Source organism: Mesoplasma seiffertii ATCC 49495, assembly GCF_000518725.1.
In the GTDB taxonomy this organism is placed as follows: domain Bacteria; phylum Bacillota_I; class Bacilli_A; order Mycoplasmatales; family Mycoplasmataceae; genus Tullyiplasma; species Tullyiplasma seiffertii.
This window is the reverse complement of sequence record NZ_KI912486.1, coordinates 60,446-86,442: the sequence shown is the minus strand read 5'-3', so window position 1 is coordinate 86,442 and position 25,997 is coordinate 60,446. Positions and strand designations below refer to the sequence as shown.

At 30.7% G+C, this 25,997-nt stretch carries 22 protein-coding genes; all 22 read left to right on the top strand.

What is annotated here, in order from left to right:
• Positions 1–20 precede the first annotated feature (20 nt).
• The 22 genes from L872_RS0103445 to L872_RS0103335 all read left to right on the top strand — a co-directional run bounded on the left by L872_RS0103445 (position 21) and on the right by L872_RS0103335 (position 25,983).
• Positions 21–1,319 carry an adenylosuccinate synthase gene (locus L872_RS0103445; RefSeq protein ID WP_027063444.1) on the top strand — a complete coding sequence of 433 codons (1,299 nt, stop codon included), beginning with the start codon at positions 21–23 and terminating at the stop codon, positions 1,317–1,319.
• Positions 1,312–2,604, top strand: coding sequence for an adenylosuccinate lyase (gene purB / locus L872_RS0103440; protein WP_027063443.1), 1,293 nt, complete (start codon positions 1,312–1,314; stop codon positions 2,602–2,604). Before L872_RS0103445 ends, purB begins: the two co-directional genes overlap by 8 nt.
• A 58-nt stretch (positions 2,605–2,662) precedes the next feature.
• The gene (locus tag L872_RS04960; RefSeq protein WP_051418462.1) at positions 2,663–3,685 is read left to right on the top strand and encodes an HU family DNA-binding protein; all 1,023 of its coding nucleotides are present in this window, start codon (positions 2,663–2,665) and stop codon (positions 3,683–3,685) included.
• Positions 3,686–3,824: 139 nt separating this feature from the next.
• Complete coding sequence (locus L872_RS0103430; protein ID WP_027063441.1) at positions 3,825–4,580, top strand: polysaccharide deacetylase family protein; 756 nt, start codon at positions 3,825–3,827, stop codon at positions 4,578–4,580.
• Positions 4,580–4,894: a hypothetical protein gene (locus L872_RS0103425; RefSeq protein WP_027063440.1), complete on the top strand. Its 315-nt coding sequence runs from the start codon at positions 4,580–4,582 to the stop codon at positions 4,892–4,894. Before L872_RS0103430 ends, L872_RS0103425 begins: the two co-directional genes overlap by 1 nt.
• A gap of 336 nt (positions 4,895–5,230) precedes the next feature.
• Positions 5,231–5,962: a putative cysteine peptidase gene (locus L872_RS04955; RefSeq protein WP_051418461.1), complete on the top strand. Its 732-nt coding sequence runs from the start codon at positions 5,231–5,233 to the stop codon at positions 5,960–5,962.
• 23 nt (positions 5,963–5,985) lie between these two features.
• Positions 5,986–6,747 carry a hypothetical protein gene (locus tag L872_RS0103410; RefSeq protein ID WP_027063439.1) on the top strand — a complete coding sequence of 254 codons (762 nt, stop codon included), beginning with the start codon at positions 5,986–5,988 and terminating at the stop codon, positions 6,745–6,747.
• 182 nt (positions 6,748–6,929) lie between these two features.
• The gene (locus L872_RS0103405) at positions 6,930–9,602 is read left to right on the top strand and encodes an HAD-IC family P-type ATPase (protein ID WP_036268984.1); all 2,673 of its coding nucleotides are present in this window, start codon (positions 6,930–6,932) and stop codon (positions 9,600–9,602) included.
• Positions 9,603–9,688: 86 nt separating this feature from the next.
• Positions 9,689–11,308 carry an APC family permease gene (locus L872_RS04755; RefSeq protein WP_051418460.1) on the top strand — a complete coding sequence of 540 codons (1,620 nt, stop codon included), beginning with the start codon at positions 9,689–9,691 and terminating at the stop codon, positions 11,306–11,308.
• Positions 11,309–11,398: 90 nt separating this feature from the next.
• Entirely contained in the window at positions 11,399–12,058 is a 660-nt protein-coding gene (gene pgsA / locus L872_RS0103395) for a CDP-diacylglycerol--glycerol-3-phosphate 3-phosphatidyltransferase (RefSeq protein WP_027063437.1), read from the top strand.
• Positions 12,059–12,093: 35 nt separating this feature from the next.
• Entirely contained in the window at positions 12,094–12,792 is a 699-nt protein-coding gene (rsmG, locus tag L872_RS0103390) for a 16S rRNA (guanine(527)-N(7))-methyltransferase RsmG (protein WP_027063436.1), read from the top strand.
• Positions 12,792–12,992, top strand: a complete 201-nt coding sequence (locus L872_RS0103385) for a DUF951 family protein (RefSeq protein ID WP_027063435.1) — start codon at positions 12,792–12,794, stop codon at positions 12,990–12,992. The genes rsmG and L872_RS0103385 overlap by 1 nt, the downstream gene beginning before the upstream one ends.
• Positions 12,993–12,995: 3 nt before the next feature.
• Positions 12,996–14,090 carry a redox-regulated ATPase YchF gene (ychF, locus tag L872_RS0103380; RefSeq protein ID WP_027063434.1) on the top strand — a complete coding sequence of 365 codons (1,095 nt, stop codon included), beginning with the start codon at positions 12,996–12,998 and terminating at the stop codon, positions 14,088–14,090.
• Between the two features lie 61 nt (positions 14,091–14,151).
• Positions 14,152–14,838, top strand: a complete 687-nt coding sequence (locus tag L872_RS0103375; RefSeq protein ID WP_027063433.1) for a M48 family metallopeptidase — start codon at positions 14,152–14,154, stop codon at positions 14,836–14,838.
• Between the two features lie 189 nt (positions 14,839–15,027).
• On the top strand, positions 15,028–16,209 hold the full coding sequence (locus tag L872_RS0103370) for an arginine deiminase (RefSeq protein WP_027063432.1): 1,182 nt from the start codon (positions 15,028–15,030) through the stop codon (positions 16,207–16,209).
• A 29-nt stretch (positions 16,210–16,238) separates the two neighbouring features.
• Complete coding sequence (gene argF, locus L872_RS0103365) at positions 16,239–17,234, top strand: ornithine carbamoyltransferase (protein WP_027063431.1); 996 nt, start codon at positions 16,239–16,241, stop codon at positions 17,232–17,234.
• Between the two features lie 170 nt (positions 17,235–17,404).
• Positions 17,405–18,955 carry a YfcC family protein gene (locus L872_RS0103360; protein WP_027063430.1) on the top strand — a complete coding sequence of 517 codons (1,551 nt, stop codon included), beginning with the start codon at positions 17,405–17,407 and terminating at the stop codon, positions 18,953–18,955.
• Positions 18,956–19,008: 53 nt separating this feature from the next.
• Positions 19,009–19,941 carry a carbamate kinase gene (gene arcC, locus L872_RS0103355; protein ID WP_027063429.1) on the top strand — a complete coding sequence of 311 codons (933 nt, stop codon included), beginning with the start codon at positions 19,009–19,011 and terminating at the stop codon, positions 19,939–19,941.
• Between the two features lie 91 nt (positions 19,942–20,032).
• Positions 20,033–20,845 carry an ABC transporter ATP-binding protein gene (locus L872_RS04750; protein ID WP_051418459.1) on the top strand — a complete coding sequence of 271 codons (813 nt, stop codon included), beginning with the start codon at positions 20,033–20,035 and terminating at the stop codon, positions 20,843–20,845.
• Positions 20,826–22,766 carry an ABC transporter permease gene (locus L872_RS0103345; RefSeq protein ID WP_027063428.1) on the top strand — a complete coding sequence of 647 codons (1,941 nt, stop codon included), beginning with the start codon at positions 20,826–20,828 and terminating at the stop codon, positions 22,764–22,766. Before L872_RS04750 ends, L872_RS0103345 begins: the two co-directional genes overlap by 20 nt.
• Positions 22,767–22,994: 228 nt before the next feature.
• On the top strand, positions 22,995–24,533 hold the full coding sequence (locus tag L872_RS0103340; RefSeq protein WP_027063427.1) for a PTS transporter subunit EIIB: 1,539 nt from the start codon (positions 22,995–22,997) through the stop codon (positions 24,531–24,533).
• 25 nt (positions 24,534–24,558) lie between these two features.
• Complete coding sequence (locus L872_RS0103335; RefSeq protein ID WP_169729900.1) at positions 24,559–25,983, top strand: glycoside hydrolase family 32 protein; 1,425 nt, start codon at positions 24,559–24,561, stop codon at positions 25,981–25,983.
• Positions 25,984–25,997 lie beyond the last annotated feature (14 nt).

Genomic DNA, 25,997 nt, shown 5'->3' with positions numbered 1-25,997 from the left:
TTTGTTTTCAAGGAGGAAATATGGAAAGAAAATACAAATCATTAGTTGTGGTTGGAACTCAATGGGGAGATGAAGGTAAAGGAAAAATTACTGACTATTTTGCCCAAAAAGCAGAAATGGTTGTAAGGTTTGCTGGTGGAGATAATGCTGGACATATGATTGAATTTAACAATAAACGTCATAAAGTTACTATTGTTCCATCAGGAATTTTTAACCCAAAAGTTTTAAATGTTATTGGTAACGGAGCAGTAGTTAATTTAGAAAAATTAGTTTTGGAAATGCAACGCTTACAAGCATCGGGAGTTAATACTGACAATTTATTTGTTTCAGATCGAGCACATCTAATTTTTGATTGACATTGTCAAATTGATGAGTTGCAAGAAGAAGCTCGTAAAGCTCAAAAAATTGGAACTACAAAACGTGGAATTGGTCCAACTTATGCTGATAAAGCTTCACGTTATGGAATAAGAATTTGTGATATTAAACAACCAAACTTTAAAACTGTTTTACAAGAAAACTTAGAATACCATAATGAAATCATCACAAAAATTTATCAAGGAACTCCGTATTCATTTACTGATGTTTATGAAAAGTTAATGCAATATTACAACTTTATTGCTGACAAAATTGTTGATTCAGGAGACATTGTTTCTAAAGCAATTGAAAACAATAGTTTTGTTTTATTTGAAGGGGCTCAAGGAGTTTTATTAGATATTGATCATGGAACTTACCCGTTTGTAACATCTTCATCATGTTCAGCTAACAATGCGTCAATTGGAACAGGAATTCATGCCAAACATGTTCAAAAAGTTGTTGGAGTTGCAAAAGCTTATAACACTCGTGTTGGAGCAGGAGGAATGCCTACAGAAATTACCGATGAGACTTGTTTAAGAATTCGTGAACGTGGAAACGAATATGGTTCAAATTCAGGAAGACCAAGACGTATTGGGTGATTTGATGCTGTAGCAATGAAGTATGCCGTTAGAGTTGGTGGAGTTGATGAACTATTCTTAACTTTATTTGATGTTCTTGATACTGAAAAAGTTGTTAAGATATGTGTTGCTTATGAACTTGATGGAAAACAAATTCAAACTATGCCAGCCAATGATAATGATTTATTAAGATGCCAACCAATTTATATTGAAATGCCAGGATGACAAACAGATATTACTAAAGTACGTAGTTATGAAGAACTACCGCAAAATGCTAAAAATTATATGGCCAAAATTTCGGAAATAACAGGAGCTAAATTTTTAGGATTTTCAGTTGGTCCAGACCGTACACAAACAATCATGCTAAAAGGAGAATTTGATGATTAATAGATATACGGTTGCAGATATTGAAAATATTTGAAATGATGAAAACAAATATAATATTTGATTAAAAGTTGAACAATTAGTGTGTGAAGCTTGAGCTAAAATTGGCGTGATACCCAATAAAGATATTGAGTTAATTAATCAAAAAACTCATGTTGATTTAAAACGCATGGCAATAATTGAAGAAGTTACTAAGCATGATGTTGTGGCATTTACAAGAATGCTTTCTGAACAATTGGGACTAGAAAGCAAATGAATTCACTTAGGAATTACTTCAACTGATATTGTTGATACTGCCCAAAATTATATGATTAAAGAATCTAATCAAATTTTGTTCAAAGAGTTGTATCAAATTACTGAAGTTTTGAAAAAAATGGCCATTGCAAACGAAGAAGTTTTAATTATGGGCCGTACTCATGGAATGTATGGAGAGCCAACATCTTTGGGCTTAAAATTTGCCTTATGATATGAAGAATTTATGCGTCAAATTGAGCGTTTTGAATTAGCAGCATCTCATATTGAAGTTGCTAAAATATCAGGTTCTATGGGTAATTATGCTAACTTAGAGTTAGAAATTGAAGATTATGTAGCTGATAAACTAGAACTTGGAATTGACAGTTTATCAACCCAAGTTACCCAACGTGACCGTCATGCTTTCTTAATTGAAGTATTTGCAAATATTGCTTCAACTTTAGAAAAAGTTGCTACAGAAATTCGCTTATTTCAAAGATCTGATGTTAATGAAATGGCAGAAGGTTTTGCCAAAAATCAAAAAGGTTCTTCATCAATGCCACATAAAAAAAATCCGATTTCAAGTGAAAATATTTCTGGTTTAGCCCGTTATATTCGTGCACAAGTTATTGTAGGATTAGAGAATAATAACTTATGACATGAGCGGGATATTTCGCATTCTTCAAATGAACGAATTATTTTTCCTGATATTTATAATGTTTTAGTTTATGCAGTTCGTCGAATGAAAGATACCTTAGAAAATTTAGTTATTAATTATGATGTAATAAATCAACATATTGCTGATGCTAAAAATATTTACTTTTCTCAAAGAGTACTGACATATGTCTTAATGTTTAATAAAGAAGTTACTCGTGAAACAGTCTACGACATTATTCAAGAAGCAACTTTAGAATGCCTACGAGATCATGCTGATTTTAAAACAACGATCTTAAAAAGCAAAATCGTTGACTATATTTCTGAGTCAGAATTAGCCCTTTTGTTTGACAATGAATTTTTTATGCGTCAAACAAAAAAGATATTTAAAAAAATATTTTAAAGATTATAATGACTTTTAATGTTTTTAGAAATATAATTAATTATTATATGGAGGCATTATGGAAATAACTGTAGTAGAAAAAAAGGGTAATAGAAGAGCGATCAATTATTGATTGGTTTTCTTTTTAACTCTTTTCTTGACAACATTTGCTGTAGCAATGTTGATTAAAGTTTTAAACCCAGTATTTAACCAAGAAGAAGGACTTACAAAAGACTTTTTCTTTGGACCAGCAGGAGTAATTAACTTTAGCTTAGAATACTGAAATAACGGAATCGCGTTTAGAGTGGATTTAATTGCGAATATCTTTTTATTAATCGTAGCACCATCTACATTTTTATTATGAATCATTTTATCAATTGTTGCAATTTATACAGCTAATGATGAAATCGTAATTGAACAAAGTGATGAAGCAATTGCTGAGGACTCAAAATGTGAATTTAAAGATTTTTCACCAATTTTTAATATTAATTGTGTTTGTGGGAAACACGAAGAAACACCACTTAGTAATAGCAATGAAATAACAGCAACTCAAGAAGTTGTTGAAGAACCTGTTGTAGAAGAAGTAGTTGAGGAAGTTGTCGTTGAAGAAGTTCAGAAAGATGAAGCGATCATTGAAGTTGTGGATAGCGAAGAAGTGATTGAACAAAAAGTTGAAGAAAAAGCACAAAAACCGCAAAGAAAAGTAGCTAGCAAAAAAGCTGAAACCCCAGTTGTAGTGGAAGAAGCTTTAGTTAGTGAAGAAGTTTTAACTGAAGAACCAGTTAAAACTAAAGCTCCAAGAGCACCACGAATTAAGCGTGAACAAGTTTCTAAAAAAATGATTTTAGAAGAGCTTATTGCAAACAACCCAGATATGACTAAAAAAAGTGTTAAGGCTGTGGTTGATGATGTGTTTGCGACAATGCAAAGAAGATTAGAAGAATCTGAAGAAGTAACAATTTCTGGATTTGGAAAATTAGTAACAATTGCAAAACCATCAAAAGTGTCACGTAATCCATTGACTGGTGAATCAATTAATATTCCTGCACAAACTGGAGTTAAATTTAAACCGTCAAAAACTTTAAAAGAAAAAATGAAATAGAAATACTTTTTCGTTGATTCAAAACTAAAATACTTAAAATCCAATTTAGCAAAATAAAAAAATTTTTGTTATTGTGGGATATTTAAGTATTTTTTTGTTTAATATATTTTAAGATAGAATAATAAATTATAGGAGATTTATGAAAGCAAAAGTTATGAAAATTATTGCGATAAGTTTTTTGCTTATGGCTTTGGTTACAAGTATTTTTAATATTGTGACAATTAAGCATGGGTATGAAGTTAATCGTATTAAGACTAATCAAAAAGTTGTAATGTTGACATTTGATGATGGACCAACAACTGATGATTTAGCAATTCTTGATATTTTAAAAACTGAAAATATTCATGCAACATTTTTTATGACCGGAATTAATCTTGTGAAATACGAAACTAATGAAGATACAAAAAAAGTTGTTGATAGAATTATTAATGAAGGACATACAATTGGAAATCATACTTACACTCATGATGAGTATCTTCATGATCAAAAAAAGTTAGTTAAAGAACTGCAAGAAACTAATCAGTTAATTAAACATGTTTATGCTCAAAATGGAGTTACAATTGCAGAACAAGATATTCCTGTACGTTTAGCATACTTGCAGTATTTTAAAGGAATAGACTATGTTCAAAAGCAAGTTGGAATTAAGTACTTAGTAAGAGGGTACTTGGGAACTGATTATAATGAAGCACAAACAGGAAAAGATAAAATAATACATCAATATATGTCACATTTGTCAAAAGGAAAAATTTTCGTTTGTCATACTCGAAGCTATGCTAAAGTTTGGTTACCTGAACTTATTCAAAAACTAAAACAAAAAGATTATAAATTTGCCGCATTTAGAGATGACGCTGGACAAACTGATTCTTATAAAAATTATGGAAAGTTGGTGTTTTAATGCAATTGTCAACAATTGAAATTGGGCATTTAATTCTTAATGGTGTTTGTGCCTTATTTGGAATAGGTTTAAGTATTTATTGATTGATTAAGATAATTCCACTCAAAGAACACCAAAAAAGACTTAAAATAGGTTTATTGAGTGGTTTATTAGTAGGATCAATTGCACTATTAGTGTTTTTGATTATTAGTTTAACAATTTTAAAAACTTCTTGAGGAGTTGTAGTGTTGACTCCAGCGATCTTGTTAGGAGTAAATCTATTATTTTGTATTGGGTACTTTGTTGTTGGTTGATGAACCAAATCAAAAAAATAAATAAAAAACGCAAAGATGAAAATCAATGCGTTTTTTGCTTCTTATAAAATTTTATACTTTTATAGCTTAGTTTTTAAGATGTATTAACCCTAAATCAATTATTAGTTTGTTGTTTGCTTCCTTAGTGATTACTAAAATTGAGAATAAAATTAAAGTATAAAAGAAGGGAGATAATCTATTATGATTAAATATTTATCATTGTTAGCCTTATCAGTTTTTATAACAGCACCTTTTAGTACAACAACTAAGGCACTAAAAATCCCACAACAAGAAACCTTAAAAATAAATAGCTAAATTGAAAATGAAAAAGTAAGTTATAGCAAGGATTATGGAGACATGATTAATGTTGATACAGAAAATATTTCTGAAGAACAAATCAGTAAGTTTTCATTGTTACCAAATAACTGACAATTTTTTACAAAGTTAGATAGCAAAAACAAAATAGGTTATTACGCCATTGGAGATGTGTTATTTTCCAAAGAATCTAATGCTAGCGATATTGTTAGCGACGAAAACAAAAGCAAGTATCACATAGGTCCCGATGATGGAGGATTATGCGAGTATGTTTCATTAGTGATGTTGTATAAGTATTTTCACATATATGGTAAAAACAATTACTTTACACAGCAACAAATAAAAAAATACTTTAGAAATGGAAAACTGGATCAAGATAATTTTGAACATGTAGAACCAACAAGAATGGAGAATGGTGAAGTGATAAGCACAGCTTATGATCTTTGAGTTGCCAATAATCGAAGATTTAATTTATGATACGGAAGTGATTTGCGAAGAACCACTAGAAATTTCGTTGGTAACTGAGTAAAAGATGATTATAGTGTTTCATGAATGCATACTTCAAGACCTGAACAATGAATTGAAAAATATAAGGTGCCTGTAATTGTAGTTTCTGGAAACTATGAACACAGTTTTTTAATTTATGGTTATGATAAAGTCAGCAATAAATATGCTGTCCATTTGGGATGAGAAGATAAGCATATGAAAACCATACCTGCTTTAAAACTATTTAGTTTGCTTAGTCTCGGATATTGATACGGAATTCACGAATAATCATTTTTTAATAAAGGAGATGTATGAAGAAATTTTTAAATATACTAGGAGCTATTTCTTTATCTGCAATTATGACTTCAAGTACTGTTTCATGTTTTTGATTTATAAGAAGAAAATATCCAATTCCAAAAATGGAAAATGTTATAGGTAAGAGGGAGTTGGGAACTTTTTATTATCCAAAGAAAATTGAAGAAAAAAGAAGGTTACCATCTGAAGCCGAAATATGAAATCGAATATATCGTCTTCATAAATATATGGCGGCACAAGAATGGATAAAAGACCCCGTAACAGGAGAACCTTTGTGACCCGAAAAGGAATCAAAGAGATCGTTTTTTACTCGTAGATATGGTCAAAAAGTAGTTCGAGAAAATATAAAAGTGACTAATATAACTGAAAATTCAGCTTTAATAATTGCAGGAGATAAAAAATTTAATGGTGGTTACTTTTCAGGAAGTGTTGAAGTTAAATATGATATAAAACAAGCTACAGAACCAATGCAAATTAGTGATATTATTGAAAACAATTTAGTTTACAGAAATGTAAAATGTTGCTATTGTCGAGCAGAAGAAAATGTTGATTATAAAACTGCTGCGACTAGATTTATTAACTATATGTACAAAAAATTAGAAGATTTGTATACTGTTGAAGTTTTAACTCCATCTCTTTCAAAGTTTGCCCAAGATAGCAATAATAATGACATATTGAAAAATGTTAATATTATAGCTAAAGAAGGTTTAACTAATATTGTAGGAAAAGTAAATTTACAAATGGAATTTATCGTATAAATTGAACAAAAAATCTAGTTGATACAAACTAGATTTTTTTACTAATAATAATGGTTCTTTATGAAGCGTGAGTATAGAACAAAAGTTGTTATATAAAGACATTTACACATAAATACAGTTTATTTTGTTCTGATTTTATCCTAAGTGTTAAAATTATTTTAATAAGTTGGAGGCAAAATCTTATGAAACAATTTGACTATTCTGAAACTTCTAAAGTAATTGAAATTGCTAATACAGAAATTAATGAGCTTTCGTCATTACTAAAAACAGGCATCGGAGTTAATGAAAATATGCGCTTTGATCAACAAAATAAGTATGGGAATAACGAAATTGTAGTTGCCAAGTTTCCTCATATTAAAAAGTTTTTAGAAGCTATCACTGAACCATTTAATTTATTATTGTGATTAATTGCAATTGGAGAGTTATTGGTTTATATCTTTGTTACTGAAAATGGTAAGCATGATTTGATCAATTTAATTTCGTCGTTAATTGTTTTTTTCATGATTTTTCTAGCCGGAATAATTGATTATATTCAAGAGTATAAAGCCTATAAAACAAATATTGAATTAAATAAAATTATTGAAAACAATTTTCTAGTTTTAAATTCTTCGCTAACAGACTTTAAAAATCTTAACTTTTTAAATATCAAAAATAATTTAATTAACTGTGATCAGTCACATTTGCTTTATGGGGATGTAATAGTTTTACATCAAGGCGATATTGTTCCTGCCGATGCAAGAATTTTGTGAATCAATAATTTAGCAGTTGATCAGTCATCTTTAACAGGTGAATCACAAGCGATTCAGAAATACGTAACCAATTCTAAACAACGCTTAATTGAATTAGAAAATATTTTATTTGCTCAAACAACAATTACTACAGGAACTTGTATAGCTGTAATCATTAATGTGGGAACAAAAAACTACGCCTCAGCAATTCTAGAAATGGTTGATGATGACGAACCGAGCGACTATGAAAAAGGATTAACTAAAATTACTCGTATCTTAGTTGCCTCTATTTTAGTGATGGTTCCAATTATTATGATTGCAGCCGGATTACGAAGCGGAGGGACAACCCAAGATTGAGTATCTGCACTAGTTTTTGCGTTATCAATTGCGGTTGCCCTAACTCCAGAAGCATTGCCAGCAATTATTTCCTCTAACTTAAAGTTGGGAAGCAAAAAACTTGCCAAAGAAAAAGTTGTAATTAAAAAGCTTAGTGTTGTTCAAAATATGGGAAGTGTTAATATTTTGGCAACTGATAAAACTGGAACGCTAACTTTAGATAAAGTTGAGCTAAATAGCTGTCAAAATTTTAATAATCAAAAAGACCCTTATTTATTAAGACTATTGCTTTTAAATGCTAATTATCAACAAAACTTGGGCAATAAAATTGATCAAGCCATTGTTGATTTACTAGGTTCTCAAATTGATTTAAGTGATGTTAAATTTATTGAAGAACAAGCATTCAGTCATGAAACGCGAATTGCCTCAGTTTTAGTTAAAGATAAAAAAGAATACTTACAAATTTCCAAAGGATCAGTTGATGAAATTCTTAGTCGAGCAAATTTTATAAGAATCAATAAAAAAGTTATTGAATTGTCAGAAGAACTAACTAATATGGTTAAACAAACAGTTGATAGTTGGACTAAACAAGGATTTAGAAGTATTTTAGTAGCAAGTGCCTTAACAAAAACTTTTAAAGATGCGGAATTAGTTTTAGAAGGAATGGCCTTTTTTGAAGATGTCTTAAAAGCAGATGTTAAAGAAACGTTGAAAGTTATTGAAAAATACAACATTGATTTAAAAATTTTAACTGGTGATGCTCAAGATATTGCTCTTAATATTGCACAACAAATTAACTTAAAATTACCAGTTGCGTTAAAGGGTGAAGAATTAGAAACACTATCAACTGTAGAATTAGAAAATGTTTTGCAGGATGCTAATGTTTTAGCAAAGCTTTCCCCAAGTGATAAAACAAAAATCATTGAAATTCTAAAAAATAATAATGTAGTTGCATTTTTAGGAGATGGAGTTAATGATGCAGGTGCTTTAAAAACAGCGGATGTAGGAATTTCAGTAAATAATGGAACACCATTAGCAAAAGCGGCAGCAGACGTAATTTTATTGGAAAAAGACTTACGAGTATTGGAAAATGCTTTTGTCAAGGGCCGAGAAATTTTTGCTAATGCGATTAAATATATCAAAATCACTGTAGCTGCCAATTTTGGAATGCTTTTAACCTTATTAATCTCAGCATTGTGACTTGAGTTTCCATCAATGTCACCAATTCAATTACTGCTACAAAATTTAATTTTTGATTTTGCTAACTTAATTTTTGTCTTTGATTCTGTTGACGACAGTAGTATTCGTCACCCACAAAAGTGAAATGCAAAATCAATTATTCCCTTTGGTCTTTGAAATGGAATGGTATTAACAATTATTAGTATTCTAAACTTTGTAATTTTAGGATTTGTGTTTGGTTTATTAACTAATGGAGTTGCAGCTCATGAAGCATTAGATCAGCAACAATTTCAAACGGCATTCTTTTTAGAGTCAATTTTGACACATATTGTGATTATTTTTGTATATCGAACAGAACAAATTTCGTTTGTTAAATCACAACCATCTAAAAAACTTGTTTATGGACTATTAGGATTTGCAACAATTCCATTTTTATTTATTGGAATTGATAATTATTTAAATAATTTGGGATTTAAAATTATGACGGGAACTCATCAAGGCATTAATTTAAATTGATGATATGTAGTTTTGGTAGGTCTTTTAGCACTTGCATGGGCTTTGGGTGAGCTGTTTAAAGCAGGGTATAAGCGAGTTTTTAAAGCTTGACTATAAAATTTCAAGGTGTCAAAAAGAAAGTGTTTTACTTTTTCAACGTAATGTTATAAACTTATAGAAATTGTGTTGAAAGGAAATGTTATATGATAAAAAATAAAGCTAAGCTTTTTGAACTATTAACTTTATTTACGATGGTTATTGGTACTGTTGTTGGTACTGGTATTTATGTCAAAAATAACGAGTTATTAGTTGAAACAGGTAATCCCATTATTGCGATTATTTTGTGATTTGTTGTAGGAATGGTATGTGTGGGGATAGTTTATGTCTTTATTGAAATTTCTTCAGCTACAAGAAAATTTGGAAATGGAACAATTGGAAACTGAACTAAACTATTTGTGGGTCGTAAAGCGGCATCACTATGTAGCATGATGTATCTAATTATTTATGTACCAAGTTGTCAAGGAATTTTTACAGTATTATTCGTAACTTATATATTTAAAATTTTCAATGTGGTCTTGCCACCAGGAGCAATGTTTTCACTATATTTATTTATAGGAATTTCAATGATTGTGATTTTCTTATTCATTAATATGTATTCACCATTTAATGCTTCAAAAAAAATCTTACTTTTTGGAACATTCTTTAAATTCATCCCGTTGATTATTGCGTTATTTGCTGGATTTATTTTAGCAGGAACAAATGGAGCAATGAGTAATGGTGGATTTGGAGATCAATCATGATCAACTTCTGATTTTGATCCAGGACTATTTATTCGTGGGTTTGGAGGAATTTTATTCTCATTTGATGGATTCATTTATATTGCCAATGCCCAAAAAACAGCTAAACATAAAGAAGTTGTTCCCAAAGCGTTATTATTTGGGATGATCTTCGTAGCAATTTTCTATGTATTAATGGCAATTTCATTATTCTTAGGATCACCAGATGGAACAATCGAAAATGTACTTGTTCAAGTATTTGGTGGTAAAGGAGCAGGGACTTTAATCACTAACTTGGTATCAATTGTAATCTGTTTCATGGGAATTAATATTTTCTCTTACATCGGAGTTGTTGGAATGCAATCTGATGCTCAATCTCGTGTTGTTTATTCAAAAGGAAGAAATATCGATTATATTAAAGCCGGATACATTCAAATGGTTGCTTCAATTATCATTTTTACCTTATTTTTAACATTAGGATTTGGACTATCATCTGGAGATTGACAAGGGTTTGGAACAAGCACAAATATTGTCAATGCTGACGGAGATAATATTTATCAAGGACTAGTATTTGGAAATGCTGCTAAATATGTAGGAATTATGTCTTCAACTGCTGCATGTTTTGGATTTTCGTTTATTACAGTATTAATATTTGCATCAATTAAAAACCGTATGACAAACAAAGTGGAAGTCGAAAAAATCAAGGGATTTTTACCAGTTGCTTGAGTTTCAGGAATTCTACTAGCGTTGTTTGTTATTTTAGGAATTTATACATTCTTAGTGCCAATTGATGTATATAAAGGTGTTAAAGTTGATGATATCTATGTCAAAACAAAATGAATTGAATCATCAGGATTTATTTTCTTATTATTACTAATAGCTGGAATTAGTGCAATTGCAGTACTATATTTCATTCAAGAATACAAATTCAAAAAAGATCCATTTGTTAATGGATTTGAGGGTGAAATTCAACCTGAAGAAGTTATTGCTAAAAGAAAAGCCTCTGAAATTATTAAAACATCTGTTAATAAAGTTTTGAAACGATAAGATAGTAGAAAAACTTCCTTAGATACTTAAAATCCATTTCTAATGGATTTTTTATTTGTGATAAAATTATTAATGATAATGAGGTAAATTATGGAGAAAAAAACAACATTAAATGTGCCCAACATTTTGACACTAATTCGTCTATTACTGGTACCAGTTGTAATAAGTTTAATATTAGCGAGTTATTACATTGAAATGAAAGATATTAAGATTCCTGACTGACAATGAGCAATTGGGAGTTTTGGTAAATATCAATATCGCTTACCAATTTTGTGAATGGTTGCAGGAATAGTCTTTATTTTAGCCTCATTGACTGATTTTCTGGATGGGTATTTGGCTCGCAGAAACAATCAAGTTACAGATTTTGGGAAGTTTTTTGATCCAATTGCTGATAAGTTGTTAGTTAACTCAGCGTTAATATTATTAGCAGTTACTGGAATGATTCCTTTATGAATGGTATTAGTTTTAATTTTACGAGATACAATTGTTGACTTTATCCGTATGATTTTATCTTCAAAGCAAATTACCCTGGCAGCAGGAATGGGAGGAAAATTAAAGACAACTTTCCAAATGATTGGGTTGTCATTACTTTTCTTCGTTAACTTTAAATTCTTTGGAAGTGAAGTACAGGCTACGGGAGAATATGGCTGAATTAACCAATTAATTATGATTCCAATGTATATTGCAACATTCTTTAGTATTTATAGCGGAACGCTTTACTTTTGCAATGCTCGCAAAAATTTATTTTAATTAAAAGAGCAGGTCTCTTTTTAGAAAGGGACATTATGTTTACAAATTGAAAAATATTTGACAACTATCGTAATATTTCTTTAACACCAATTGTTAAGGAACAATTAATGAAGTACTATGAATTTTTAGTTAGTGAAAATGCAAAGTACAACCTAACAAGAATTACAAACATCGATGAAGTTTTTGAAAAACACTTTTTAGATTCATTGTTGTTTACAGAAAACTATTCAATCGTTGATCAAAAGATTGCCGATATTGGGACAGGTCCAGGGTTTCCGGGAGTGGTGCTTAAGATATTTTTTCCAGAAACTCAGGTAACTTTAATTGAATCTAACAATAAAAAGGTAAATTTTTTAAATCAACTAATTAAGGAATTAGGTTTGACAGGAATTGAAGTTTCTAATCAACGAGCAGAAGAGTTTTCAATAAACCATCATGAAGAATACGATTTAGTAATTTCTCGAGCAGTTGCTTATTTAGATATCTTGTTAGAAATTGGCGTACAAATGGTTAAAGTTAATGGTCATTTTATTGCCTTAAAAGGTCCTCGTGCTGAAGACGAGATTAAAGACTTAAAGGGCAAAGATGAACGTATGAAATTGAAACTTGTAGATAAACAAGTTTTAGAAGATGTTGGTTTTGGAACTAGAGTTAACTTATTTTATCTAAAAACAGGATCAACAAATTCAATGTATCCTCGTAAGTATTCGCAAATTAAAAAGGAGTCTCAATAATGGCTTGAGAAGAACTTGAAATTGGTGATGTAGTCGAATTTAACAAGCCACATCCAAGTCAAACAGTTACGTGAGAATTAATTAGAATTGGTGCTAAATATAAATTTCGTAGCACAAAAATTTTTGATTTGTTTATCGAGTTAAAACGTGAAACGATTAATAAACAACTTAAAAAAATTATAAAAAAGAAAGAGGAATAAAATATGTCATTTAAAGCAGGAATCGTTGGTTTGCCCAATGTTGGAAAGTCAACATTGTTTAATGCTATTACAAATTCAAAAGTTGAAGCAGCAAATTATCCATTTGCAACTATTGAGCCAAATGTTGGAGTAGTTGAAGTACCAGACAAAAGACTTGATGAATTAGCAAGAATTTTTGAATCAAAAAAGAAAATTGCAACAACAATTGAGTTCGTAGATATTGCTGGTTTGATTGCAGGAGCTTCTAAAGGAGAAGGATTGGGGAATGCTTTTTTAGCAAATATTCGTGAAACTGACGCAATTTGTGAAGTGGTAAGATGTTTTGATAATAAAGATATTACCCATGTTGAAGGAAGTGTTGATCCAATTCGTGATATTGAAATAATTAATTTAGAATTAATGCTTGCAGATGAAGCAACAATTAAAAAACGTATTGAACGTATTGCTCCAAAAGTAAAAAGCGGTGACAAAGCTCACTTATTTGAAAATGAAGTTTTACAAAAACTGCAGGCATGTTTAGCTGCTGGAGAGTTATTAAATACTTTAGAGTTAAATGACGAGGAAACTAAAATTTTAAAAGGTTTTCAATTATTGACTTCAAAGAAATTTATTTATGTATGTAACGTCAATGATGACGAGCTACAAGAAGATAATCAATACGTTCAACAAGTTAAAGAGTTTGCTAAAAAATCAAATTCTCAGGTAGTTAAAATTTGTGCCAAGATTGAAGAAGACTTATCAGAAGCATCGGCTGAAGAAAAAAGTGAATTTTTAGCAGATTTAGGAGCTTCACAGTCAGGTTTAGACTCATTAATTCAAGCAGCATATGCAACACTAGGTTTACAAACATATTTCACAGCGGGTCCTCAAGAAGCTCGTTCTTGACAATTTCCTAAAGGAGCAACAGCTCCACAATGTGCTGGAATCATTCATACTGATTTTGAAAAAGGATTTATTAAAGCAGACATTTATCACATTAATGATTTATTAGAATGCGGAACTGAAAAGGCAGTTAAAGAATCAGGAAAAATGCGTTTAGAAGGTAAACAATACATTATGCAAGATGGAGATGTTTGCTTCTTTAAATTTAATAATTAAAAATAGACCAATAAGGTTTATTTTTTATATAATAATAATTGCACAATAAAGAAAGGATATAATGGCAGAAATTAAAAAAACGCTAACATCCAATGGCAATAAAATTAACTATTATATTCGCTATGGAAATCAAAAAAATATTATCTTAAGAGTTAGAGAAGGAACAATTTATGTTTCAGCACCATATAACTCTCCTGATTGAGAAGTGGAAAAACTTATCTATAAAAACTTATCTAAAATAATTAAAGTTCAAACAAATTATGAGGTTCGCTCAAAGCATGACTTTTATGGCACACAACCTTGAATCAAACTTTTTGACAATACTGTAAATGTCACTTTAATTGATCAAAATGTTCATGCTAAACAAACTAGCGATGGTATTATGATGAAAGATTATCATGATTTAGAACTGCAGTTAACAAAGCTGTATGCTTTTTTAGCTAATCATTATAAAAATTGGTTTATTAATCGTTCTTCTCAATGAGCAATTAAAATGAATGTGCAGTTTAAAAATTTAAGTGTCAGAATAATGAATCTAAAATGAGGGGTTTGTTATCCGGTTCAACAAAAAATTATTTTTAATACTAAACTATTACACTTTAGACCAGAAATTATTGACTATGTAATTGTTCACGAACTGGCGCATTTACGTCACCATAATCATTCAAAAGATTTTTGAAGATTTGTAGAACAATATTTGCCAAATTATCGAGAATTGCAGAGTGAACTTAATGGAGCAGGGTTATAAACAAAGTAAAGCGAAGGCTTTATTTTTTTATTTCAAAATAGATTTTTTTCCAAAAAGGTTCAATTTTTTTGGAAAAAATGTAAAAACATTGATTAAAGTGCTTTAATTAAATTGTAATAACTATGAAGGGTATTACAGCCAGATACTTATGATTTATAACTGAATATTTAATGAAAGGATTAGTGACTTATGAAAAAAATTAATGTATTTTCAGAAATTGGAAAGTTGAAATCTGTATTAGTACATAGACCAGGAGATGAAGTTGAAAACTTAGTTCCTGATTTATTAGAAAGGTTGTTATTTGATGACATTCCTTTTAAAAAAGTAGCAGTTGAAGAACATGATAAATTCGTGGAATTGATGCGTCAAAATGGAACTGAAGTTCTATATATTGAAGAGCTTACAGCTGAAGCATTAGATCAAAACCCTGATCTTCGTGAGCAATTTGTTGATAAGTTCATTGAAGAAGGACTTAATGACCCCAAATACCAAGCGCAGTTCAAAGAATTTTTATTAAATATGAGTAACTTAGAAATGGTTAAAAAAATGATTGCGGGAACTAAAAAACTTGAAATGGGAATTGTTGATGAAGATAACTACCCATTTATAGCTGACCCATTACCAAATGTCTTATTTCAAAGAGACCCATTTGCGTCTGTTGGAAATGGAATTACCCTACATCGTATGTGATCAACTACTAGAAATCGTGAAACTTTATTCCCTGATTTCATGTTTAAAAATCATGAAAGATTTGCGGGACAAGTTCCATACTTTTATGAACGTAATTTACCCGACCCAATTGAGGGGGGAGATATTTTAGTATTGAATAAAGAAACTTTAATTATTGGAGTTTCTCAACGTACTACTATGAAAGCAATTGAACAAGTTGCTCAAAAACTATTTGAAGAAGGTAGCTATAAACGTATTATTGCCTTAGATTTACCAAAATCTCGTGCCTTTATGCATCTTGACACAGTCTTTACAAATGTTGACTATGACAAGTTTATTGCCCACCCATTAATTTTTGACAATGTTAATGAATTCAAAATTTTTGAAATTACTCCTAAAGGAACACAAGAAATATTCAAACCTTTAGTAGAAGTCTTAAATGAACTAACAGGTCGTGAAGTTAAAATTATTCGCTGTGGAGGCGATGACGTAATTGCAGCGGGCCGTGAGCAATGAAATGACGGAACTAATGTTATTACAATTGAACCAGGAAAAGTAATTGCGTATGAAAGAAATTGAGTAACAATTGATTTATTAAGAAAAGCTGGTGTCGAAGTTATCACAACTCCATCTTCAGAATTATCACGTGGTCGCGGTGGTCCAAGATGTATGACAATGCCGTTGTGAAGAGAAGACATTTAAAAATATTGAAATTAAAAGGAGAACCAAACATGGCAGTAAATTTAAAAGGTAGAAGTTTTTTGAAACTATTAGACTTCACACCAAGAGAAATTAGATATTTATTAGACTTATCACGTGATTTAAAACGTGCTAAATATGCTGGAACTGAACAGAAAATGATGGAAGGCAAAAACATTGTGTTACTTTTTCAAAAGGATTCAACTAGAACTCGTTGTGCCTTTGAAGTTGGGGCTTTAGATCAAGGAGCTCATGTTACTTATTTGGGACCATCAGGTTCACAATTTGGTAAAAAAGAATCAGTTGCTGACTCAGCAAGAGTTTTAGGAAGAATGTATGATGGAATTCAGTTTAGAGGATATAAACAAAGTGATGTTGAAGAATTAGCTAAACATTCAGGAGTTCCCGTATTTAATGGACTAACTGATCAATGACACCCAACCCAAATTTTAGCTGACTTCTTAACAATTGAAGAATATAAAGGCAGTCTAAAAGGATTAAAATTTGTGTTTGCTGGTGATGCTCGTAATAACATGGGAAATTCGTTAATGGTTGGAGCAGCAAAAATGGGAATGCATTTTGTAGCAGCGGCACCTAAAGAATTGTGACCGGACCAAGATTTAATTAGTCAATGTCAGGAAATTGCTAAAGAAACAGGAGCTGTAATTGAACTTTCAGAAAATCTTCAACAAGCTGCAACTGATGCTGATGTAATTTATACTGATGTTTGAGTATCAATGGGAGAAGCACCAGAAGTATGAGAACAACGTATTAAACAACTTAAACCATTTCAAGTTAATGCAGAGAATGTAAAAAATGCTAAACCTGACTTTTTGTTTATGCACTGTTTACCAGCGTTCCATGATTTAAATACTGAAGTTGCCCAAGATATTTATCAAAAATTTGGACTAACAGCAATGGAAGTTACTGATGAAATTTTCGAGTCTAAACATTCTGTTGTTTTTGAAGAAGCAGAAAATAGATTGCATACTATTAAAGCAGTCATGGTGGCAACAGTTGGTAAATAAATATATAATTATTTTTATGTAGCCAATATTAAAAAAGAAAAGGAGGCACTATGACAACTGAGAAAAATACGACAAAAGAATCTCAAAATGTTGTTGAGAATAAAGAACTAAGTAATGCTGAATTTGAAAAGTTAAAACCAAAAGACCCTAAACGTAAGCGTCACTTCAAAATGTTTTCAGCATTTACCATTTTGCTATTAATTATTGCAGTTTTAGTCTTGTTATCATGAATTTTAAAATGATCAGGAGTAACTACTGAAATAGACAAAATTGTAGAATGAGATCCGACAACCGGGAAACCAGTTCCAGGTAAAACAGAAAAAGAAATTGTTGGAATTGGAGCAGCGGGAATTATCGATATCTTTTATGCTCCAATTAAAGGATTTTTAGGTAAAAGCGATGTAATTGTCTTTATCCTAATTTTAGGAGCGTTCATCCAAATAGTGGTAGCTTCTAAATCATTAGAAGGATTTTCACAAGGAATTATTGCTAAATTAAAAGGTCGTGAAATTTTTGCAATTATTCCTCTAATGTTGTTCTTTTCAATTTGTGGAACAGCTGAGGGAATGGCTGAAGAATCATTAGGATTTTACATGATTTGTATTCCCTTAATGATTGCAGCAGGATTTGATACATTTACAGGACTAATGATTGTCTTAGTAGGAGCTGGAGCTGGAGTTATGGCTTCAACAGTTAACCCATTTGTAATTACCATAGCTTTAAATGGACTAAATAGTGGAATTACTGATTCAGCGCAACAATTGAGTGCTGGAGATGGACTAGTATGAAGATTTGTAACATGAATTGTAATTACGACTGCTGCAATTGCTTATGTAATGTACTATGCACGTAAGGTTAAAATGAACCCATCAAAATCAGTCACATTTTCAACTTCACAAGGAGATCGTGAGTTTTTCTTGTCAGAAACTACTGAAAAAATTGACATGAATTGAAGACGTAAAACTACATTAGCAATTTTTGGTATCACTTTCTTAGTGATGATTATGTATTTGGTAAATTGAGATTCAATTACTGGAACAAACTTCATGGAGAGAACTGGTGATTGAGTTAATCAAAATCTACCATACTTAACATCATTAATTCCAGGTTGAGGTCAAGGAGGATTAGATGTTATTGCAGCATTCTTCTTAATTTCATCAATTTCGTTAGCGCTAGTTTTAAATTTAGGAGAACAAGGATTCTTAAAAGAATTTATGACTGGAACATCAGACATTTTAAGCGTTTGTTTAGTAATTGCAACTGCAGCTGGAGTTGGGGTTATTTTGCAAAGCACTCATATGCAAGAATTATTTGTTAATGCTTTAGGAAAAAGTGTTGGAGGAATTCAAAGCGAAGTTGGAAAAATTTTAGTATTATTTATTCTATTTTTACCACTATCATTCTTAATTCCGTCATCATCAGGATTCGCTGCAGCCATTTTCCCACTGTTAGTTTCAACAGTATCAACAGGGGCAATTGGTAGTCCAGAATTTGCCTTCCAAGGAGCAGCTGCGTCTGGATCAGTAATGGCATTCTCATTGGCAAACGGAATCTTAAACTTATTTACTCCAACATCAGGAGTGGTAATGGGAGCTGTTGCCATTTCAAGAGTTGGCTATGACCGATTCTTAAAAGGAATTTGACCAGTAGTTTTAGGAGCAGTAGTTCTTTCAATCGTAATGTTATCAATTGGTGGAGCAATTGGTGGGTCAATTGCTTAATTACCAAATAGTTAATTAATAATTTAATAATTATTTAGAATAGAGGACACAATATGGCAAAAGTTGTTGTGGCAGTTGGTGGAAATGCTTTGGGAAATAGTCCTGAAGAACAAAAAGAAATTGTTAAAAAAACTGCCAAGCATTTAGTAGATTTTATTATTAAAGGTAATGAAATGATCATTGTTCATGGAAATGGACCTCAAGTTGGAATGATTAATAATGGATTTGATATTGCGCATAAACATAATCCTAAATCACCGCTTGTTGATTTTCCTGAATGCGGAGCAATGAGTCAAGGTTATATTGGTTATCATTTGCAACAAGCAATAACCAATGAACTTCAAAGTCGTAATATTGATAAGTCAGTAGCAACTCTAATCACTCAAACAGTAGTTGATATTAATGACCAAGCGTTTAAAAATCCTTCAAAGCCAATTGGGGATTTTATGACAGAACAAGAAGCAAAACAATTGGCAAACGATAATAATTGAAGTGTTAAAGAAGATGCCGGAAGAGGTTGAAGACGAGTTGTTGCTTCGCCAAAGCCAATTGATATTGTTGAAAGGGAAATGATTAATACTTTAGTTAATAGTGGATATATTACAATTTCAACTGGCGGAGGTGGAATTCCAGTTATTAAAAAACAAGGAATTTATGAAGGAATTGCAGCTGTTGTTGACAAAGATTTTGCGGCAGCTAAAGTAGCAGAAATCACAAATGCCGATGCATTAGTAATTTTAACGGCAATTGACCGGGTGGCTATCAATTATCTGAAACCAGATCAAACTGAAATAGAAGTTATGACTAAAGCCATGGCACAGCAATATATTGGTGAAAAACAATTTGCTCCAGGTTCAATGTTACCAAAAGTTGAAGCAGCACTATCATTTGTCGAAATGACAAATGGTAAGCCAGCTTATGTAGGGTCACTGGAAAAAGTTGAAGCAGTTTTAGATGGTAAGTCAGGAACCAAATTTGTTTTATAAATGATAAAAAATAAATATTGTTTGGGAAAAGAGAACTTGGTTCTCTTTTTTTATATACAATTGAGACATATATCGCAAATAAGGAGTCTTCATGAAACAAGTAAAAAATCAGCAAATTCCGTATTTTGAAGTCAAAAATTTAACAAAAATCTTTAAAACTGGAGCAGGAGTAAAAAACGAAAGTTTTACAATTAATAAAGGACAAATTGTTGGATTCATTGGAGACAATGGTGCTGGGAAGACAACAACTATTAAGCTTATTTTTGGAGAACATAAAAAAGATACCGGAGAGGTATTCTTAAAGGGAGTCTCTACTGAGCAACGTGAAGCGCTTATTAAGATTGCCTTTTTCCCAGACCAAAATAATTACCCACATCAATATAAAATTAAGGAATATGCTTATTATTGTGCTAGTTTAAAAGGTATTACGAAAGAATATGTTGATCAATATTTTGACCGTTTTTTAGAAGCCTTAAGTTTAGAAAAATTTCGCAAAAGCCGTTTTGATGAATTATCAGCTGGAATGCAAAAGCGAGCATTGTTACTTGCAACATTAGTGACAGATCCGGAAATGATTATTCTTGATGAACCAACAGCTAATTTAGATGTTAAGTCACGTTTAGAGTTTATGGAAGTTTTACGATTTTTAGCTCGTGAGTATGGCAAAACAATTATGATTACCAGTCATAATATTGATGAACTAAATTTATTAATTGATAAAGTTGTTTTAGTAAACCGTGGTGAGATCATTTACGAAAATGACTTTGACAAAACTAAAGAAAATTTACGAGATGTCTACATGAAAGCAATTGGTGACAAAGAAACAACGATTAATTATGAAAAAATTAAATCGATAGTTAAAGAAGAAAGCGAGACTAAGAAAAATGCAAAAACAAGTGAATAATTTTGAAACAACAATAAATTTCCCCATTTTTAAACGAATTGTCAAAAGTTTTTTAACATCAAAAACTTGAATTATAATGACTACTTTATGTTTTGTAGCAATATTAATGATCAATATTGGATCGGCATTTGTTTTTGTTAAGGCTGCAAATCCAAGCAAAACAGCGGCCGTATTCTTACCAATCGCAATTATGGTTTTCTATTTAGCATATTTTGAAATTCATTATATTTCTTCGTCATTTGCCAAAGAAATGCGAAACGGAGTTATGAATTTAGAGATTCGTAGTGGAATTTCCAAATCAAGACTTTTTTATGAACGTCTTTTAGCAAATAAGGCATTTTCACTTATCGCAATCGTAATTTTTATTCTACTATTCTTTTTGATTCATATTATTTCACCGTATGAGTCTAGTAAACTAATTGCCATAAAATCAACAGCAGGTTTATTTTTTGTTCTATTGTTCGATATGTTTTTAACTTCAGTTTTATTGCTAATTGTGACTTTAAAAAGTTCAGTTTTGATGGGTGTATTTGGAACTGTTCTCTTTTCATTTGTTGCTATTAGTCCGATTATGGGAAGCGTTGCGACGTTAATTAATGGTAAAAATATTTCAAATTTGGCCGACAGAAGTTTGAAGTATAACTTAGCTAGTCGAGTTAATAAAACTGCCGCAAAGTATGGAGAAGATTCAGTTATTGAAGAAATGATCAAAGACATTCCACAATTTGAAAATGGTATTGAAAAATTTGTAGATAAAGAAAATAATGAAGTTTCTAAAGAAAAACTTGAAAAAGCTAGTTTTTATAGTTTTGACGTAGTTGAAGCAAACCTAAAAATAGGAAAAGGTGATAGATATTCGTATAATGATCTTCAAAATAAGTATATCTATGATCTTTTAAGTGAAGGTTTATTTACTGAAATTGAAAACAAGCCATTAAAGTATATTACTGAGGATGGAAACGCCACAATGAACTATCAGTACATAGAAATTAAACCGGTTTTAAAACCTGAAGTTAAAGGACTAAAAACTTATAAATTAATGGAAGAATTAACTAAAATTATTAATTTCGACCAAACTTATTTTAATGAAGAAAATGATTTTGGAGCTGAAGGAATTCATAATTCAATGTTTGTATTTTCAGGGTCATCTAGTTTTTATGGTCAGGCATACAATCTAAATCGCAAAAACATTTTCAAAGGACAGTTTAACTATAATAAGGATTATCAAAAAGCTTGAAAAGCATCTAGTTCAGAAGTTAGAGATTTTTTAAAAATTCTTGATGACTTTGCAAAATCAAAATATTTAACTGAAAATAATCCTTTTAGTAGATACAATTGATATGATGATCCGAACTTTTCATTTATTGTTGATCAATCCATTAATGGTACTATTGGTGGTACTTGAATTCAACAAAAAGTAACTGATTTTAGTTGAGCTGAAGGAATGCGAACATCTTTAGGACAAAGAACTATTCAGAAAATAGCTTTTAAATTGTTAGAACTGACAGTTGATGTTGATGAAGCACTATATCAAGCAGATACTAGAAATGATGCAGAGTTAACAGCTAAAGAAGTGCAAAAAAACTTAGCGTTTATGAATGCTATTAATCCATTTGAAATTATGTGAAAACAAATGTTTAATGTACAAGCAAATCAAACTTTCAATTTAGCTTGAAGTCGATTCTCCTTATCTAGTTCAGCTGCTTCAAGCAGTCCACTATATATTTATGATGTTAAAGGATACAAAGAAAAAGATTATTCTGAAGGTTTTAGAAAGTTTGCGGGTGGTCGCAATTATGAAGAAATTGTATTAGTCGGAAAAACTTTTAATGTAACCTTAAGTTATTTTGCAATGCTAATAGTATATATCTTATTAGGAGCTTTAGGATTTTGAATATTCCGTCGCAGAATTATTAGATAATAGATTATTAACTTAATAAGCTAAGCCTTTATGTGAACACACATAAAGGCTTTTTATTATAGTCCGTTTTTTGTTTTGCTTCGTTAAAAATAAAATTACTTATAATCATAACTTTTCTAGATTTTTTTACTCGAATTTACAAAAGAGCAAAATATATTTTTATAATGAAAATATATTATTTCCAAAATGTTTATTTATTTTCGGAAATAATTCTAAATAGGAGAGAGTATGAAATTTATAAGAAAAGATGGTCCTTATATAAAGGATTGTTCAATTTTAAAAGAGTCAATAGGGGGCTCTAAAAATATTGAAACCATTAATCGATGTTCAACAAGAATTCGAATCACACTTAAAGATATTAGCAAAGTCAATCAAACAGCACTACAAACAACTACTATCTTTCAAAACTATTTAATTAAGGAAAATACAGTTCAATTAATCATTAAACATGATGTTGAAAATATCTTTATTGCCTTTCTTAAAAGTCTAAGAATTTCTTATAGTAGTTTACCAAATACCTTTGAAGTAAACCTATTAGGCAGCGGTAAAAAAAGTTTTTTCAAATGATTAACTGATGGAATTGCAATTATTATGAATCCAATTATTCCACTGCTAATTACGTTAGCAATTGTTTCGACATTAGCCAACGTCTTTAATGGAATTGACTTTGGTGGGGGAACTTTAGCTTCTACTAGTGAAGTTGCTCAAACAATTGGAAATATGCTAAAAGTTTTGCAATCTGGGGTTAACTTAGCATTCACAATTTTAATTCCTTGATCAATTTTCAAAGTTATGAAGGGTAGTCAAGCAATTGGAATTACCATTGGAGTCGTATTATGTTGTAAAGACTTAATGTTGACTGACCAAATTATGGGATTAGAAGATCCAATCTTTAAATGAGATGCTTCATTTGGTAGCATTATCGGAGCATATCCATGAAAAATCTCATATGAAGGTCAAATCTTACCAATAGTTCTAATGAGTTTTGTTGCCGTTTACATTGAAAGATTTGCCAACAAAAAAATGAACTATCCAGTTGTTAAAGAAATGATTGCAATTCCAATGATAACAATTCTAACATTCTTTATTGCGATGTTAGTTGTAGGTCCAATTGGATTAATGCTTACATATGGAATGAATTTAGGTATTGTTTGAGCAACAACCAATAGTGTTGCAAAATATATCTTTAATCCCGCATTTGGATTATTGTTACCATGAATGGTTGTTACAGGATTTATTCAAATCTTTGTGGTTATCAACATGCAACAATTTACGAACTTTGGAGGAACAACAATTATGCCAATGTTTACTCAACTAAACATTGCTGTTGCCACAAGTTTATTGGCATTGATGTTTATTAACCGAAGTAATAAAGAATTACGTAAAACCGGAATTCCATCATCAGCGTTAGCATATATTAGTGGTTCAACAGAACCTGCATTATTTGGAATAACATTACGCTTTATGTTCCCAGTTATTGCTGCAAGCATTGGAGCTACAGTCGGGATTTTAATTACTACTTTTTCTGGAGTTGTTTGTACTTTAGGAAATGCATCATTGTTAGTTTTCTTATCTGTAACATCAGATCCAGCAACATTAGATCGCCTAAATGTTCAAACCATTTCTGGTGGTCCATACTTATGAATGGCAGTCGCTATAGGAGTTACCTTTGTAGTAACATTCGTAAGTACAATAGGATTATCAAAATTGAAAGTATTCAAACAAATGAATGATAAAGTTTTAGAAAGAGATTTTTCGGTAAATTAAAATGAAAGTAAATAAAAAAATATTAATGAATAAAATTAATCAACATGATTTAAAAGATTTAAAAGCTGCAGAAGAACTAGTAGCTCAAGATAAGTCATATCGTCCGTTGTATCATATTGCCCCACCTCATGGGTTGCTAAATGATCCTAATGGGTTAATTTATAAAGATGGTTACCACCATGTACATTATCAATGAAGTCCAATTCAACCATATCATGGAATGAAACACTGATATTATTTGAAAACAAAAGATTTTGTTAACTATCTAGATTTAGGAGTATCAATTATTCCTGAACATGAGGGAGAAATTACTGGAGCATTTTCAGGGTCAGCTTTTGAAACCCCAAAAGGAGTTAAAATTTACTACACTGGAAACATTGAAGATGGTATGGGAAACATGCTTCGTGAAGTACAAATTAGCGCAGACTTAGTTGATGATAAAATTGTCAATAAGCGCATTGCAGTTGAACATGACCCAGAGTTATTTACTCCCCATGCTCGCGATCCTAAGATCTTTAAATATCAAGACCAAATTTATATGATATTCGGAGTTCAATGCCAAGCAGACAAATTAGGAGGCTTAGCACTTTACAAAACCGAAGACTATGAAACATTTGTTTTTGATCGCATTTTAAAACCGACTTTAGAAAATCAAGATTATGGTTATATGTGAGAATGTCCAAACTTAGATTTGTTAGGAGACCAGTTACTATTCATGATTTCTGCTGAGGGATGATTTAATCCTCAAGATGAGTATGAATTAAATAACTCTCGTAATGTTGTTTATACTGCCATCAAAAGCTTAGATTTAGAACATAATCAGCTGGGTGAAAGTGCAATTATGAAAACTATGGATTATGGTCATGACTTTTATGCTCCCCAAACATATTGATGTAATAACAAATTGTTAATGATTGGATGATTGGGTGCAGTTGATGTACAATATCCAACTGACAAATATTCATGACATTCAATGTTAACAATTCCTCGTGAACTTTCATGAAATAAGAATATTCTTGTACAAAGACCTTTTAGTGAGTTTAAACACAATATTTTAGAAAATTCTAAAACTGCAGAAATTCAAACTCTTAAAGTTAATAAAGCTTTACATTTAGAATTTGACCTAAATGATGAGTTAATAATTGAAGTTGCTAACGCCAAGGGTGAAAAGCTACAAATAGAATTTGCTAAGACAGAAATTATTTTAGATCGTTCAAAAGAAACAGCACATCCAACTTGAGACTTTGAAGGACCGCGAAAAGCTTTAAGAAAACTTCACCAACAAACAGTAGAAATTTATCTTGATGCTTCATCAATTGAAATTTTCGCTGATAATTATCAAACAATCTTTACTTCAAGATTCTTTGTAGAAAATTTTGATGAAATTACTTTTAGCAAAGCAACATCTGTGACAGTATCAAATGTTAAAACAATTAATTATCAAAAGTAAAAAAACTAGAACTT